Below are 15902 nucleotides of genomic sequence, written 5' to 3'. Positions count from 1 at the left end.
TTCCCGGTCAGACGGGCATCCCGTCTTTAGTTACGGCCCAGCACCGACGCACTCATCGGTGGATCAAGGCTAAGAGCCAGGCCCTGGTGGGGTGATGGTGTTGTGCCCTGTGCCTCGACGGTTCACAAACCACAGGTGGCCATGTTGTTCAAACAGTCAGCTCAATGCCAGAACCAGATCCCGGATGCGTTCGCCCCGGGCTGTGACGCTGTAGTGCACCCACGTGCCCCTGCGTTCGCTGCTCACCAAGCCCGCGTTGCGCAATTTGCCCAGGTGGTGAGAGACGGTGGGTTGGGACAAACCCACATCATCCAAGTTGCACACGCACACCTCACCGTCGGCCTGCGCGATTTGCAGAAACAATCGCAGACGCGCAGTGTCAGCCAAAGCTTTGAATTCCGTAGTCAAGGCCTCTGCGTGCGATGCCGTGGGCGCAGAGATCGGCACTTCCACGGAGCAACAACCGGCCGTCAAGGACATGGAATCACCACCCTGCACCGCGCTGTTCCCTTCAGATCCCATGACGTCATCCTGGCGCATTCGGAATCGGCATGTCACACGATCCTGTGATATTGACAGCTATCGAATCAAGGGAGCATGCTCAAAGGGTCAGGGGAATTGACCTTCCCTGCGCCCATCAAACCGCAAATTGCCGCCGCCATCCCTCGCCGAGGACCGTCAACATGCCTGATACAGCAGCAGATCGTGCCGCCCACCCCACCACGGGTCCACGCTCGGGCCACCTCGGTGCTGCAGATCCCGCCAAACGGCAACTGTCCACGTTGGATCGATTCCTACCGGTGTGGATCGGCCTTGCCATGGTGGCTGGGCTGGCATTGGGCAGGCTGGTGCCCGGTTTGGACGGTTTCCTGGCCGGGTTGGAGGTCGGTGGCATCTCGGTGCCCATTGCCCTGGGACTGCTGGTGATGATGTACCCGGTTTTGGCCAAGGTCCGCTACGACAAATTGGGCTCTGTCACCGCAGACAAACGCATGTTGACCGGTTCCTTGGTGTTGAACTGGTTGATCGGTCCAGCTCTCATGTTTGCGCTGGCCTGGATTTTTCTCCCGGACCTGCCCGAATACCGAACGGGGCTGATCATCGTTGGACTGGCTCGGTGCATTGCCATGGTCATCATCTGGAATGACTTGGCCTGTGGCGACCGTGAAGCAGCCGCCGTCCTCGTTGCCATCAACAGCATCTTCCAAGTCATCGCCTTCAGCGGTCTTGCCTGGTTCTACTTGGTGGGACTGCCCGGGTGGTTGGGCCTGGACCAGCAGGGATTGCACGTCTCCACGTGGCACATCGCACTGTCCGTTCTGATCTTCCTGGGGGTGCCGTTGACTGCCGGGTACCTGACCCGAACCCTTGGCGAGCGCCACGCCGGTCGGGACTGGTACGAATCCACTCTGCTGCCCGCGCTCGGGCCCTGGGCGCTGTACGGATTGCTGTTCACTGTGGTGTTGCTCTTTGCGCTGCAGGGCGAGCGCATCACCTCACAGCCGCTGGACGTGGCACGGATTGCCTTGCCATTGCTCGTCTACTTTGCCGTCATGTGGGGCTTGGGGTTCGGTGTGGGCTTCTTGTTGAAATTGAACTACGCCCGAACCACCACCTTGGCCTTCACCGCGGCGGGCAACAACTTTGAACTGGCCATCGCCGTGGCCATTGGCACGTTCGGTGTCACTTCTGGACAGGCCTTGGCAGGGGTGGTGGGACCCTTGATCGAGGTTCCAGCACTGGTGGCCCTGGTGTATGCAGCCCTGGCGCTTCGCAAGTATTTCACCCGGTCGGCCACTGGCCACCCGTCCGTCCACCCCTGAGGAGTCCGCATGACTACCCCGTCCATCCTGTTCGTCTGTGTGAAGAACGGTGGGAAGTCTCAGATGGCGGCTGCCCTGGCCCGCCAACTCGCGCAGGATCCCTCCCGCATTCACTCCGCCGGGACGCACCCGGGGTCATCCGTCAACGCCCTCTCCCGCCAAGTGGTTGAGGAGGTGGGAGCCACCATGGACGGCGAGCACACCAAGGGCATCGACCCTGATCTTCTGCGGACCGTGGATCATGTGATCGTCCTGGGATCGGAAGCCGTGGTGGACCCGGTGGCGGGTATGAAGGCAGAGATCATCACATGGCACACCGATGAACCCTCCGAACGAGGTGTTGAAGGTTTGGAGCGCATGCGCTTGATCCGCGAGGACATCCACGCCCGAGTACGCGAACTCCTGGACCGGCGCTGAGGCGCCTGCATCCACGGCGCGCCAAAACACCCCCGGGTAATGTGTGCCCGTGACGTCCCAGCGAGTACCCCCCAGCACCGTTTTTCACCCGGATTTCTTGCACCCTGTCCGGCAGATGGGGCGACGCACCGTCGACTTCCGGAGAGACCTGCTGGTGATGGCCGTGGTCAATCGGACCCCGGATTCCTTCTTCGATCAGGGCCGCACATTCGCCCTGGAGCACGCCGTTGCCGCCGGGTCACGCGCCATCCGCGACGGCGCCGACTGGGTGGACATTGGCGGCGTGCCCTTCTCCCCCGGCGCCCCGCTGCCTGCCTCTGAGGAAACCGAGCGAGTGCTGCCCGCGGTGCAAGCCCTGCATGAAGCACACCCGCAGACCATCATCTCCGTGGACACCTTTCACGCCTCCGTGGCCGATGCCTGCCTTGCAGCCGGTGCCACCGTGGTCAATGACACCACCGGCCTCTCCGATCCCCACATGCTGGAGGTGGTTCGCGAGCGCGACGCTCACCTGGTGATCACCCATTCCCTCACCACCACTCCGGCCAGCACAAGGACGGTGGTGCCGCGCCCGCACTACGACGACGTCATCACCCAAGTCATCGCGTTTCTGCGAGCCCGGGTGAAGGACGCCCTGGAGGCGGGGATTGCCGCGGATCACCTGCTGGTGGACCCCGGGCACGACCTCAACAAGAACACCCTGCACTCCCTGGAACTGACACGCCGTTTGACGGAGGTGACCGCTTTGGGGCACCCGACCCTGGCTGCGGTGTCCAACAAGGACTTTGTGGGCGAATCCTTGGGCCTTGCCCGCGACCAACGCGGCGAGGGTTCTCTGGCGGCAGCCGTTGCGTGTGCCCTTGCGGGGGCGCGGGTGTTCCGCATGCACGACGCCGCAGCCTCACGCCGCGCCCTGGACATGGCGGCCACCATCATGGGACTGCGTGAACCTGTTGAACTGCGGCACAACATGGGAGACCACAATGACTGAGGGCGTGGTTCCGGTCCAGATGGAAGCCGTCAGCCAGGTGCACAGATTGTGGCCGGACCCCGGGATGGTGGGGCTGGATGCGCTCAGGGAGCACTATCTGCAGACGTGGGCCACCGCTGACCAGGGAGCCACCGCCACGATGATTTCCTCCGTGGACGGCTCCTCCGAATTGGAGGGGCTCTCCGGTGGGCTCTCCTCCCCCGTGGACCAAAAGCTCATGGACGTGCTGCGCAGTGTGGCGGATGTGGTGGTGGTGGGTGCCGGCACCCTGCGCGCTGAAGGATACGGCGGGCTGCGGGTGACCCAGGAATCCCTCCGGTGGCGCCGCGCCCACGGCCTCACGGACCACCCGGTGCTGGCAGTGGTGTCAGGGTCCTTGAACGTCACGGCCGATGCACCGTTCCTGGCGGATGCGCCCGTACGGCCCCTGGTCTTCACCACGGATGCAGGGCATTGGATGGATGACCTGCCTAAAAGGCGGATGGCTGCATTGGGTGAGGTGGCGGAGGTCGTCGTCGTGACTCCGCGGCGGCACGCATTGCAGGAGCCCGGCGCGCCCACCGGGGTGGACCCGGCGGAGGTCCACCGGGAGTTGGCCGACCGTGGGCACGCGCGGGTGTTGTGTGAGGGTGGCCCCCAGCTGTTGAGCGCATGGTTCCAGGCCGGTTGCGTGGCCCAGTTCCAGGTGAGCGTTGCCCCGGTGATTGCTGGTGGGGTGGGGCCGCGGATCCTCCAAGAACCCGGTGCAGGGGCCAGAGGAACCGAGCTGCTCCAGGTCCTGCAGGACAACTCCATGCTCATGCTGCATCACAAGGTGCTGCCCGCCTAGACGTTCCCCGTGAGTGGGCAGTCGTGGGCGCCGCCTAGAATCTCCTCCATGCTGCGCATCCTGTTTGTTGAACCCGAAATCCCCGGCAACACCGGCAACGCCATTCGCCTGGCCGCCGTGACCGGGGCGGAGCTGCACGTGGTGGAACCGATCGGCTTCAACTTCCAGGACGCCCACCTGCGCCGTGCGGGCCTGGACTATCACGATCTCGCCGTGCTCACCGTGCATCCGTCCTTGGAAACGGCATGGGAAGCTCTTGATCCCAGGCGAGTTTTTGCCTTCACCACCACGGCCACCACACCGCACACCCAGATTCAGTGGCGTGAGGACGATGTCCTGATGTTTGGCAAAGAATCTGCCGGTCTCTCCGAGGAGCACAAGGCTGATCCGCATGTCACAGGGGAAGTACGCATCCCCATGTTGGCGGCCAGGCGGTCCCTGAACCTGGCCAATGCGGCGTCGATCGCGGTGTACGAGGCATGGCGGCAGCTGGATTTTGCCGGCGCACAGCTGCCGGAGGTCAACGGTTGATGCCGTAAGGATTCAGTGGTCACAATGCTGGCCCATCAAAGGTGATGGGCCAGCATTGTGACCACTGAACCCACGCCCAGCGTCAGTTCTTGGCGTCGTTGGCGTTGCCCACGGTCACGTTCACCGTCTCCTGGTTACCGCCACGTGTGTAGACCAGCTCACCCTCACCGTCAGCCGGAAGCTCCCGGACGGCCGCGGTGAGTTCACTGGCGTCCTGCACCTTGTGGCCGTTGAAGCTCAACACGACGTCGCCCTTGCGCAAGCCGGCATCGCTGGCAGGTGACCCGCTTTCCACGGACTCCACCACGGCACCGGCGGAGAAGGACTGGCTCTGACCGTCATTTGCCGCTGAAGCCGTAACCGTGGCGCCCAGATAACCGTGGGTGGCCTCACCGGAGTCAATGATCTCCGCCGCCACGCGCTTGGCATGGTTGATGGGGATGGCAAATCCCACGCCGATGTTGCCTGCCCCGGACTGACTGGAACTGGATGATCCGGCGGAGGCAATGGCCACGTTCACACCCACCACCTGACCGTCCGTGTTGATCAGAGGTCCACCCGAGTTGCCCGGGTTGATGGCGGCATCCGTCTGCAGGACGTTCAAGAACACCGACTCGGTCTGGCCCTGGGAGGAACCCTGACCGTAGTCGAAGAAGAAGTCACTCCAGCCACCACTGCCGCTGTTCTCGTCCTGGGTGTCCCCTTCTGTGGGAGTGTCAGGCACGGCGGAGGAAGCCACCGTGATGGTCCGGTCCGTGGTGGAGACAATGCCGTCCGTGACCGTTCCGGACAGACCCAGCGGGGCGCCGATGGCAATGGTGGTGTCACCCACATTGAGCTTGGAAGAGTCCCCCAGTTCAGCCGGCACCAGGTTGTTCGCCTGGATCCTGATGACTGCAAGATCAGAGAGCGGATCCGTGCCCACCACGGTGGCAGAGGTGACGGTGCCGTCCGAGAGCTGAACCTCCAAGGTGGGATCGTTGGTCTGGCCATCCAGGGTCACCACGTGGGTGTTGGTCAGGATGTGCCCCTGGTCATCCAGGATGATCCCGGATCCGGAGCCGGACTGACTGCCGGAGACCGAAGAAATGGTCACCACCGACGGCGATGCCTTGGCCGCAGCAGCCGTGACGGCATTCACGGAGTCCTCATTGTTCACAATCAGTTGGGAGCTTGCCCCCTGCGTGGCATTGGTCAGCACATTGTCCGAACCAGTGGCCAGGTCCACCAGGCCGTAGGTACCAGCACCCACCAGGGCGGCCACCAGCATGCCGCCGATCAAGGTCTTGCGGCCCACTCCGGTTCCCGTGTGAGTTTCACCGTTGGACGGGGCTCCCGCGGAGCCGGCGGCATATTGCTGGTCCTGGCCATATTGCTGCTCGTGGTCGTACTGCTGATCCTGTTGAGAGGCAGCCGGCTGGGCGTAGGGATTCTCATTGACCATGGGAGGCTGCTGGTAACCCTGGGGATCGTGATAATCCGCGGAGCCCTGGTAGCCGTAGGGCTGTTGGGGCTGCTGGGAACCATAGGGCTCGTGACCGTTGCTCATGAACGAGTCTCCTCCATCAATACGTAGGTCCTGGGTGGAGCATTCGGGAACCCAGTATGCGGGCTCGCCTGTGTCCGGGCTGTGCGCCAGCCGCTTGATTGCTCTGCGCAAACACCCAACCCCGGACGGGGGCACGTCAGTCCGGGGAGTCCCGCCGCGTCTGAGAATGTGCCAGGAAGTCGGTGATTCGGTTGTACTCCAGCACAGGGTGCTCCCGCGCTGAAGACGGTTGGTTCTGGAACTGGATGGCCAAGGACGCCTTTCCTGGATTGCCAATCAGTTCCACACAGTCATCAGCCTCTGCCCCCGCAAGACCGCGTGCAAAGTTCAAGGCTTCCCCCTCTCCCCTGCTGGAAAGAGCCTCCGGGCCGAAAACGGCCACGCTGGGCACCGGGATCCCCGCGTAATGCGGCACCCGGTAGGCGGGGTCGAATCCCAGGACGTGTTGGCCCACGGCCCACCGAACACCGTGTTGGTGCATCAGATGCGCAAAACGAACCCGTTCCTCACCACCCCAGGGCTCGGCGGTTCGGAAGCCTGCCGTCACCCGTTCCACCACACCGCGTTTGGGGCGTTCTATCTGCGTCACTGCCACCAGGTGGTCCGAACCCACGGTGGATGCGGCGTGCATGACGTTGATCGGGGACGGATCATTGCGGTAACGCTCGGTGATGGCCTGCGGCGACCACGGCTGGGACACGGGTTCCTGCACACCCCATGCCTGGGGAGCTTCCCCTGTGAGAACCCGGGCGGCTGTTTCCGTCAGGGTCCCCACCACCGTGCTACGCCTGGCCGGATAGAGCGTCTCGGCCGAAATCACCACGCCACCGGCACTTGGGCGGATGCCCTCCTGGAACGCCACGGAGATCTCTTGGGCCTCCTTGTAGTCCTCCCCGTCCCACTGCAGCATGGCCCCGTTGAGGCCGTTGTAGGGCAACCCGTCCGCTCCGGAAACCACCCACAGTCCTCCGGTCAGCTCCAGCAAACGGGACAGCCCGAGTGTGAGCCGAGTGGTGGGCGGGGTGACCAGCACAAAACGCAGCCCGGATGTGGCGCACTGGTCCATGGCCCGGGCAATCCAGGTGTTGTGGTGAACGATCGCGGCATCATTGAGCATCACCCCGGCCGCTGACGTGGTGACGTCACAACCCAGAACGCTCATGCCTGCCATTCCTCTCGCAGAAGATCCTCTGACTCCCCCAGGTGCCTGAACTCGGGTCCGTGCTGCACACAGGTGCCCACCCCCAGATGGGCCATGAGTTTGGCGAATGTGGCTGCCGCTGACTCCGCCTCCGGCACGGGGCTGACCGCGTGCACGTCCTGCCAATACGCGGCAGGGCTCACCTGCTCTGTTGCTTCTCCGGCTGAGTCCGGGTCATGCGCGGCTCCGGAGTTCTCCCGTTCAGCAGCCTGCAGCGCCTCCCGGGCAGCCACGACGTCGAGCCCTCCGTGGGTTCCGAACAGCCTGAGGGCCTCATCCGGTGCCTGAACATAACTGGGTGTTTCGATCACCATGACGGGCATGTCCTGATCAGGGGCGTCCACGCGCCAGACCTGAGCCTGTTCGTCCACGGTCACCCAGAAATCGGGGTTGATCTCAGCGACCGCCCACGCCATGGCCACCGGGTCTGGCTCTTGCGTGGTGATGATCGTGAATGTCCGACTCATGTTCCACCTTCCTGTGTGCTCGAATCCGGCTCCGCTGCTGCGCCACCCATGTCCTCGGCCAGCGCTGATTGCACCGTTTCCGGCGAACGTCCCCCACGCACGTAGAGACCGCGTCCGGGTGGGAAATGCCGTGCTCTGACACCGTTGATCAACGCGCCTTCGGAGCGGTCCCCGTCCATCATGAACGTTGCCGCACCTGCTTCACGGATGGCGCCCGTCAACGGTTCGTACATACCGCGCGCTGCACCGGCCACACGCCGTGTGAGGACAATGTGGAAGCCGATCTCCGAGCCCATGGTCACATACGGGACCAGGGGCGCCAGGGGCGCTGTGTTGCCGGCCGTCAGGACATCGTAGTCATCGACCAGCAAAACGATTCGAGGTTTGGGCACCTCTGTGGAACCAACGTGGGTGGGGTCATTGGGCACACGATCTTTCAGCGCGGTGGCAATGCTCTGGGCAAGACCCGCAGCCATCTGTGAACTGGTGGCGTGGCCACCCATCATGTCCGGTGGGACCAGGCCTGCCAGTTCCTGTCGGGGATCAACCAAGGCGATGGCAACATCGTCCTCCGTCTGTCCCTCGCACAGTTGCTGGGCGATCATCCGGATAATGTTGGTCTTGCCAGATCCGGTGTCACCCAGGACCAGCAAGTGGCGGTCGCGCCCGTAGAGTTCCAGGGTCCTGGTGGCCAGGTTTCGCTCCACCTGACCAAAGGCAACCATCCCGGGGCGACGGCCACGTTCGAGTTCACCGATCGGCAGTTCCGCAGGCAACACCCGGATCCTGGGCGCTGATTCACCCTGGTGTTGTTCCTCCAGTTGTTGGCCGATGGCCCAGAGTTGATCGCCCAAGTATTCGGTGGTGGCCTGCCCGTCCATGCGCGGCAAGGCAAAGTGGCCCAGGAGTTTCTCGTTCATCAAGGCCCGGCCGGGACGGTCCCTGGGTACGGTCTCAGCAAGTTTCTTGCCAAAGGCTGATTCTGCGGGTTCACCCAACCGGAACTCCAGACGATGGCCGAAAAAGGACTGCTGAGCAATACGGATGTCATTCCAGCGGGTTCCGGTGGCAATCACATGCACCCCGTAACTGCCGCCGCGAGCCACGATTTCCTGAACCATGGATTCGATCTCACCGAATTCATCATTGATCTGACCGTAGCCGTCCAGCAGCAGAACGACGTCGCAGACATTCAATTCGGGCATTTTGCCCTCGGCAAACCATTGACGCATGGTGCTGAGTGAATCCACGGCGTATTTCTCGAAGATCGATTCCCGGTCCCGCACCATGTCCAGGACTTCCTCAACGGTGCGGCGGATGATCTCCCGTGAGGCCCGCACACCCACACCACCCACGTGTGGCAGCGCCTCCAGTGGCCTCAGACCACTGCCCAGCAGATCGATCCCGTAGATGGCGACGTCCCGGGGACTGTGGGTCAGTGCCAGGGAGGTGGCAATGGTTCGCAGTGCGGTGGACTTGCCGGTCTGTGGGGCACCGATCAAGGCCACGTTGCCGCCTGCGCGCTTGAGGTCCAGGTACCAGGTCCCCTGCCATTGTTTGGAGGGATCATCCAGCAGACCCAGCGGAACCAGCAGGTCTCCACCGCGGGCCACGGAGGGGCCCTGATTGGTGTGGGTGATCTCCCCGATCACAGTGTCCAAGGCCAGCAGGTCAGGCAGGGGTGGCAGCCAAATCTCGGAGGTCATGCGGGGGAACTCACGCATGATCTCAACCATGGAGTCCATCACGGTGGGGGCGGTGCTGCGGCGTTGGGCCAATTCAGCGGCCTTGTTCTGGGTCTTGTCCTGCTCACTGCTGTCCTGTGCTTGGTCGTGGGACAGGGTCAAGCTCCCGTACAGAGGGGTCGGCACCGGTTGGGGCAGGGCAGGTTCCAGATCGTTCTCCGCGGCGTCGTCGTCGCTGGGCCGTGGGCCGGAGACGTAGCCTGCGCGGAACTTCTGGTAAACGGTGGTGTCCACTTTCAGATAGCCGTATCCGGGTACCGACGGCAGATGATAGGCATCCGGTGTTTCCAGCACGGTTCGGGATTCCGCCTCGGACAAGGTGCGCAGACCCAAGCGGTAGGACAGGTAGGTGTCCAGCCCGCGTAGTTTGCCGCCCTCGATGCGCTGGCTGGAGAGCAGAAGATGCACGCCGATCGAGCGTCCGATTCGGCCGATGGACAGGAAAAGGTCAATGAAGTCCGGCTGCGCGGTCAACAATTCGCCGAACTCGTCAATGATCACCAGCAGGTGCGGCAGAGGCTCCATCTGGATTCCCTGTTCCGACCGCTCTTCCCGGATCGCCTGGTAGTCCGTGATGTTGGCGATGTTGCCGGCGCGTTTGAGGACCTCTTGGCGGCGCTGGATTTCGCCGGCCAAACTGGCGTGGACGCGATCCACCAGGGACACGTCCTCAGAGAGGTTGGTGATGATGCCGGACACGTGCGGGGCACCTTCAAAAGGCGCAAAGGTGGCACCGCCCTTGTAGTCCACCAGAACCATGTTGAGCTGCTCCGGCGGGTGGGTGACCATCAAGGCCAGGACCATGGTGCGCAGCAGTTCAGATTTACCGGAGCCGGTGGCCCCCACGCACAGCCCGTGAGGTCCCATGCCGAACTGTGCGGATTCCTTCAAGTCCAGCAGTACGGGCTGGCCCTTGTCATCCGTACCCAGCGGGATCCGCAGAAAATCAACGTGGGACCGTGGTTTCCATGCTGATTCGATGTCTGCCCGGCCAAAGGTGTTCAGGCCGATGATCTGGGTGAACTTCTGGGAATCCACGGCCTCGTTGTGTTCCAAGGAGTCCGGGGAGAGCCGCAGGGGCGCCAGTGCGCGGACCAAGGCTTCCACCGTGGCCACAGGAGCCGCATCCAACGTGGACCTGCTGCGCTGTGGGTCCAACTGGTCCTGGGCGTAGTCCTCGATCAGCAGCGTGTTCTGTTCCCCCTCGCCGGAGGGCTGGGACAGGCGCAGGGAGACGACGTCCGGTTCCTCAACAGTGTTGGCCAGCAGACGTATGACTGTGATGTCCAAGGCGGCCAGGGAACTGGACTGATCCGGGATCAAGAAATCTTGGGCGGCACCTTGGCGGGTGGCATCCACCACCAACAGTCGTGGCAGCTCCGGGCCGCGCTGACGCGGTCCGGAGCTGCGCCGTGCCTCCGCAACGGCCAGGGCACGACGCCGGAACTCGGCCTGCAACAAATTGTTGAGTTCAGCCACCGATCCCGCGATTCGACGCATGGGGCCGTGGCTCTGCGGAGTTTCCTGGTCTGCCAGATGAGGTAGGTGGTTGATCCAGGACCAACTGTCCCGGCGCCCTGGCGGAATTGCCACGGCCACGAACAAGTCCTCGGGTGCGTGGAACGTGGCTGCCTGGATGAGCACGGCACGTGCCACGGCCTCACCGAACTCCTGTGAGCCCACCACGCTGACCTCACCGCGCGCGTTGAGGTCGACCGTCACGGGCATGTCCGGCGATTGTTGGTAGCGGCGTTGAACCAGGTTCACCTCGTTCTGCAGGAATCGGTCCGGGCGCTGCGTTCCGCTTTCATCGGACTGCACCGTGACCGAACGGGTGGCGACATCCCCCACCCCCACCCGGACGCGCATGAAGTCCTCATGGGATCTGCGCCTTTCCCACAGCCTGCTGGGGTTGACAATGATGTTCAGCAGGGCCTGCGGTGAGGGATTGCCGGCCAGTGCGCGTACGCGAATCTCCTCCTCGGTGGTCAGCAATTGCGCGCGTTTTTCTTCCAGATATTCCAGGTAGGTGTCCCTGGAGAGAGTGCGTTGGCGGCGCGCCTTGCCCCTCTGGGAAAAGATCATGAACACGGAGGCAATCACGGTGAGGACCATCATCATGGCCCCCACCGCGGCCAGGGAGGACCCACGGAAGATCATCATGACCGTCATGGAGGTTGCAGCACCCAGCAGCGGAACCAGGGCGATGAAGTTCGCCTTGTTGCCACCGTCCACGATGTCAGGTGCGCCCTCCAGGACCACGGGCTCTCCCAGGCGGGCCGGGGTTGTGGTCCGGGCAGGGCGGTGGATGATTCTGGTGCTCATCGGGCAGCCCCGTAGCCGCGGGCCAACGTCAGTGCAGTGGCTGCCAGGCGCACCCACTCCAACCGGTGACGCTCGTCCAGGTGATCAAGGTGGATCTCTCGGCCTGTGGAGAGGTGACGGTCGTAGGACATGCTGTGGTGGATGCGGCCACGCTGATCCAGGCTGCGCCTGAGCTCTCGGCGGCTCCACGGATTGTCACTCGTGTGATCGTTGAGCACCGTTGCCAGGGGCAGGTGCTTCCGGTCGGGGTCCGCTGCCAGTAGGTCGTGCAGGGCCATGGCGTTGTGCAGGCCGTTGCCGGTGGTGGACCCGATCACCAGGACGGCGTGTGCCATCTCCAGCGCGCTCTGGGTACGGGGGTCCTCAAGGACCGGTGGGCATTCCACCACGGTGACCCCGCACTGCCGGGAGACTTGGGTGAGCAGTTCCTCCACTTCCAGCTCATTCAGCGGCTCCTCGTGGGAGTCCGTGTGCGCCACCCACACTCCTGCTTTGGGTTGGGCGAAGACTTGAGCCATGTCTTCAGGCGTGGAGGGGTGGTTGAGCACAATGGCGCCGATCGCCTCCTGCGCTGAGACTGCGGTGTCCACGGCCAGGCGGTCCCCCAGGGGCGACGGCGCGGAGGCCAGGTCCAGGGCACAGACACGGTCTGTACGCAACGCCCCGTAGATCTCAGCCAGTGTGGCAGCAGCGGTGGTGCGTCCTGCGCCTCCCTCCGTGCTCAGCAGCACAATTCGGCGTCCTGTGGTCACGGGCTGTTGGACTCCACGCGTGGCACGTTCCAGGTCCCCGGGGTAGCCGTCGGGACGAATGGCACGGGACAAGGTCCCCACCCAGCGGTGTGCAGTGCGGCGCCCTCTGCGGGGGGTGGGCGATTTCATGCGTGTCCTCAGGGCTGCCAACTCATCCTCCCGGACCGTTGGAGCCGCGGCCTGCCGCTTCTCCGCTCGGCGTCGTTCCCGCCGATTGGTGGGTGCAGGAACGACGGCGGGTTCGGGCACCTCCGCGGCTCCTGTCAACTCCCCCTTGTTCGGCTCATCGGGTGTTTCTCCTGAAGCGCCCTGGTCCGTGTCCGGAGGGGACGGTGCGTCGTCGTCCGCTGGTGCAGAGGGAACCGTCTGATTCTGGGCGGAGTCCGGGGTGTCAGCGGAAGGTGCGGGTGGATTGAGCAGCCCCTGGACCACCGCAGCGCGCCAGTCCTGTGACTGAGGTGTGGCGTGAGGCTCCTGCTGGGCCTCGTGCAGCTCATGCGGCTGCTGATCTGATGGTTCGCGGTTCATGATTGGAAAGTGGTCAGTAGAACGGAGTAGACGCCGAACAACCCCACCACCAGGGGGAACATTGCCAACGTCGCCATGGTCTCGATCCGGTCGGCCACAATGCGCAGTCGAGCCCAGAAGTAATCGGGGGTGGTGAGCACCAACGGTGTTGCCGCCAGCATCGCTGCCGCCAGCAGCACCAGGCCCAGCCACCAGTAGAACTGCGGAAAATGACCCACCAGATCCAATGCAGTCACCACCATCCCTGCACCGGATGCCGCCAACAAGGCCGCACGCTGCGAGGTCAGGGGAAAGGCCCGCGCTCGCAATGCCAGAGCCACCAGCCACACCACGATCAGCGGAAGCCCCCAGGGATCCAGTGGTTGGTTCCAGAGCACCAGGACGGCTGCCGCAGCAACACTGGTGGCGCACCACAACGTGGCGCTGGCCATCCCCCGGTGGGCTTGCTCGATCCTCTGTTGAACGTCGCTGGTGGCGATCACCCTGCCCGCCGCGCGGGCATCGTCCAGGCTGTTGAGACCAGCCCATCCCAACGCCAGACGTGGCAAATACCCCAAGAGTGCAATCGTCAAGGTGCCAGTGACCGCTGCGGCCTGCACCACGCCCGGTGTGACCAGCAACGTCAGGGCCCAACATCCCGCCAGAACCGTGGCCACCACCACACTGGTCACGGCCGCCTTGAGGTCCCGGCGGGAGACGTGCTGACTCACCACCGCTCCCACCATGACGCCGGTGACCAGTCCGATCTCCGGCACCCTCAGACGACCATCAGCAGCCACGGTCAGAGCGGCCAAGGCCACGGCCAGTGCGGATCCGGCAGTTGTGAGCTCAAAATCGCGCTGCCGGACGATCGCGGCCACAAGAATCAGGACCGAGCAGGTTGCCACTGTCAACCAGAATGAGAAGTCACCCGAGAGCTGTTGGGTCAACAGCCAGAAGGCCGCCGTGGTCAGGGCCACCAGCGCGGTACCACCCACCCAGAGCCTCCCCTCCCGGCCCCAGCGTCCCGGATCCCGGGTGCGCATCAAGGCAGCGTGGTCCGCGATGTCGTACACCACCGGTGACGGAACCGAGTCCTCGCGAGCCGTCAAGAGCAGGACGGTGCCATCCACCACCCCAGACTCTGACAGCGTGCGTTGCTCGTCCAACGCAGCCTCACCCAGGGGGCTGAGGCCCATGCGCCTCAGCCCCCGATCAGCCCCACTGTCCAGGAGCGCCAGGACAGAGGGCATCAAGGCACCCACGGGGGTGCTGGATGGCAGGAGGAGCTCCACGTTGCGGCGCTCACTGGCCAGGGTCACACGTGTGAAGCGTTCGGCCATGGACCCTCAATCACCTCCGGAATCGGCTGGTTGGCAGCGGGCACGGTCTGGACCACCGTGGGCTGTGGTTGTTGCATCTGCTCACGGCGCTCGCGCTCGCGGTCAAAGAGGGTTGTGACAAACGATGCCGCCACACATCCCGTGGCGATCAATGCTGCAATGATCAAGCCGATCAGAAAGTTTCGCACCAGGTCCGTGAAGTTCCTGCGAGAACGGTTGGGGCCGTAGAGAACAGCAGCAACCAGACGGTTGCGGCGCACTCCAATGGATTCCAGAAGTTGCTGATCATAATCGTGCACGGAAATACCCCACAGTAGCCTCTCCCGCCAGGGCATGAATGTGTAGATGCGCTTGCATCATATTTCATGGTGTTACACACCCGGCCCGGGGTGCGCATCGCAGCAAACATACCCGAGTTTTCACACAAACGCGCCTTGACTACCTACTATTCAGTAATTTGAGGCCTGGGGGTTGCGGATGGCCAAACACGACGAAAGTGGTTAGCGTGTGGCCCCATGAGCGTTCTGGGACCTGCTGGGCTGACATTCATCTCCAGAACACGCACCATCGCCTCCGCCCGGTGCTCGCTCGTCGGCCCGCGCCAGGATCACGGCGGACAACGTTCCAAGGAGCACACTCGTGAAGTTTGATATGGGCAACACCACCCTGGGCACGCTGGCTCAGCAGACCGGTGGATCTCAGGATGAATTGACCTCCCTGATCCGTCAGCTGGTGGACGCCGTAACGCCCCTGGAGGGCAAGTTCAACGGTGCCGGCCGCGCAGCTTTCGACACCTTCAAGGGTCGTGTGGATGAGATCAGCAATGACCTCAACTCAGCATTGGCCGCCGTGAACCTGGGTCAGGGCGAGATGGACCTGGCCACTCAGACCGGTGATCAGGAGACCTCCGACAACGCCACGCGCGCGGAAGGCAGCGCCAACTTTGACTCGGCGCGGTTTGCCGCTCGCTGAGCCCATCCACACCCAGAACACACCCCATCAGGGGCCGTTGCCCCACTGAGAACCAAGGAGCCACTCATGGCCACCAATGACCGTATTTCTTTTGACACCGACGTCTCCTCCCAGGTCCAGTCCGACATCGGCGGCATCGTGGGCCGACTGGAGGGTCTGCTGGGCGAGCGTGACCGTCAGGTCTCTTCCGCGCTGGCCGACTTCCAGATGGACGGCGCCTCCGATGAGTACCAGCACGTGGAACTGCGTTGGAAGAACGCCTCGGACGAGGTCCGCAACATCATCAACCTGGTCAAGACCACCCTGGGTGAGAACGACCAAACTGCCACCACCACCCAGGGCAAGACCCGTACGGCCATCGCCAACATCGGCTGACCCTTTCGACGGTCCTACGGCCGTCCCCAACGGCGTCGTCGGTCCGGGTCATCATGGACCCAGACCGACGACGCC

15 protein-coding genes are annotated in these 15902 nt (G+C 63.6%); 7 read left to right on the top strand and 8 right to left on the bottom strand.

The window, feature by feature from the left end; translation table 11 throughout:
• Window positions 1-156 precede the first annotated feature (156 nt).
• Complete coding sequence (locus tag GTW58_RS11580; RefSeq protein WP_231559347.1) at window positions 157-522, bottom strand: ArsR/SmtB family transcription factor; 366 nt, start codon at window positions 520-522, stop codon at window positions 157-159.
• Window positions 523-683: 161 nt separating this feature from the next.
• On the opposite strand from GTW58_RS11580, the gene arsB reads away from it, so the two are divergent.
• The 5 genes from arsB to GTW58_RS11555 all read left to right on the top strand — a co-directional run bounded on the left by arsB (window position 684) and on the right by GTW58_RS11555 (window position 4591).
• Complete coding sequence (gene arsB, locus GTW58_RS11575; RefSeq protein WP_119933610.1) at window positions 684-1823, top strand: ACR3 family arsenite efflux transporter; 1140 nt, start codon at window positions 684-686, stop codon at window positions 1821-1823.
• 9 nt (window positions 1824-1832) lie between these two features.
• Complete coding sequence (locus GTW58_RS11570; protein ID WP_047688320.1) at window positions 1833-2240, top strand: arsenate-mycothiol transferase ArsC; 408 nt, start codon at window positions 1833-1835, stop codon at window positions 2238-2240.
• A 115-nt stretch (window positions 2241-2355) separates the two neighbouring features.
• Window positions 2356-3231 (top strand): dihydropteroate synthase, encoded by an 876-nt coding sequence (gene folP, locus GTW58_RS11565; RefSeq protein ID WP_081993541.1) that lies wholly within the window; start codon window positions 2356-2358, stop codon window positions 3229-3231.
• Window positions 3224-4060 carry a dihydrofolate reductase family protein gene (locus tag GTW58_RS11560; RefSeq protein ID WP_119933609.1) on the top strand — a complete coding sequence of 279 codons (837 nt, stop codon included), beginning with the start codon at window positions 3224-3226 and terminating at the stop codon, window positions 4058-4060. The genes folP and GTW58_RS11560 overlap by 8 nt, the downstream gene beginning before the upstream one ends.
• Before the next feature lie 48 nt (window positions 4061-4108).
• The gene (locus GTW58_RS11555; RefSeq protein WP_119933608.1) at window positions 4109-4591 is read left to right on the top strand and encodes a tRNA (cytidine(34)-2'-O)-methyltransferase; all 483 of its coding nucleotides are present in this window, start codon (window positions 4109-4111) and stop codon (window positions 4589-4591) included.
• A gap of 82 nt (window positions 4592-4673) precedes the next feature.
• Here the strand turns inward: GTW58_RS11555 and GTW58_RS11550 are convergent, their stop codons facing one another.
• The 7 genes from GTW58_RS11550 to GTW58_RS11520 all read right to left on the bottom strand — a co-directional run bounded on the left by GTW58_RS11550 (window position 4674) and on the right by GTW58_RS11520 (window position 14779).
• Window positions 4674-6140, bottom strand: coding sequence for a S1C family serine protease (locus GTW58_RS11550; RefSeq protein WP_119933607.1), 1467 nt, complete (start codon window positions 6138-6140; stop codon window positions 4674-4676).
• Window positions 6141-6276: 136 nt separating this feature from the next.
• The gene (locus GTW58_RS11545) at window positions 6277-7302 is read right to left on the bottom strand and encodes a DUF6177 family protein (protein ID WP_047688326.1); all 1026 of its coding nucleotides are present in this window, start codon (window positions 7300-7302) and stop codon (window positions 6277-6279) included.
• Window positions 7299-7808 carry a hypothetical protein gene (locus GTW58_RS11540; protein ID WP_047688328.1) on the bottom strand — a complete coding sequence of 170 codons (510 nt, stop codon included), beginning with the start codon at window positions 7806-7808 and terminating at the stop codon, window positions 7299-7301. The genes GTW58_RS11545 and GTW58_RS11540 overlap by 4 nt, the downstream gene beginning before the upstream one ends.
• A complete protein-coding gene (gene eccCa, locus GTW58_RS11535; protein ID WP_119933606.1) occupies window positions 7805-11878 on the bottom strand; it encodes a type VII secretion protein EccCa in 4074 nt (1357 codons plus the stop codon). Before eccCa ends, GTW58_RS11540 begins: the two co-directional genes overlap by 4 nt.
• Entirely contained in the window at window positions 11875-13158 is a 1284-nt protein-coding gene (locus GTW58_RS11530; protein WP_119933605.1) for a CpaE/TadZ family protein, read from the bottom strand. The genes eccCa and GTW58_RS11530 overlap by 4 nt, the downstream gene beginning before the upstream one ends.
• Entirely contained in the window at window positions 13155-14480 is a 1326-nt protein-coding gene (gene eccD, locus GTW58_RS11525) for a type VII secretion integral membrane protein EccD (protein WP_119933604.1), read from the bottom strand. Before eccD ends, GTW58_RS11530 begins: the two co-directional genes overlap by 4 nt.
• A complete protein-coding gene (locus GTW58_RS11520; RefSeq protein ID WP_119933603.1) occupies window positions 14456-14779 on the bottom strand; it encodes a hypothetical protein in 324 nt (107 codons plus the stop codon). The genes eccD and GTW58_RS11520 overlap by 25 nt, the downstream gene beginning before the upstream one ends.
• A gap of 340 nt (window positions 14780-15119) precedes the next feature.
• Between GTW58_RS11520 and GTW58_RS11515 the strand changes: the two genes are divergently transcribed.
• On the top strand, window positions 15120-15452 hold the full coding sequence (locus GTW58_RS11515) for a hypothetical protein (RefSeq protein WP_047688334.1): 333 nt from the start codon (window positions 15120-15122) through the stop codon (window positions 15450-15452).
• A gap of 66 nt (window positions 15453-15518) precedes the next feature.
• Window positions 15519-15827 (top strand): pore-forming ESAT-6 family protein, encoded by a 309-nt coding sequence (locus GTW58_RS11510; RefSeq protein WP_047688336.1) that lies wholly within the window; start codon window positions 15519-15521, stop codon window positions 15825-15827.
• Window positions 15828-15902: the final 75 nt, after the last annotated feature.

The organism is Kocuria subflava (genome assembly GCF_012163155.1).
GTDB lineage: Bacteria > Actinomycetota > Actinomycetes > Actinomycetales > Micrococcaceae > Kocuria > Kocuria subflava.
This window is presented reverse-complemented; position numbering and strand designations above follow the sequence as displayed.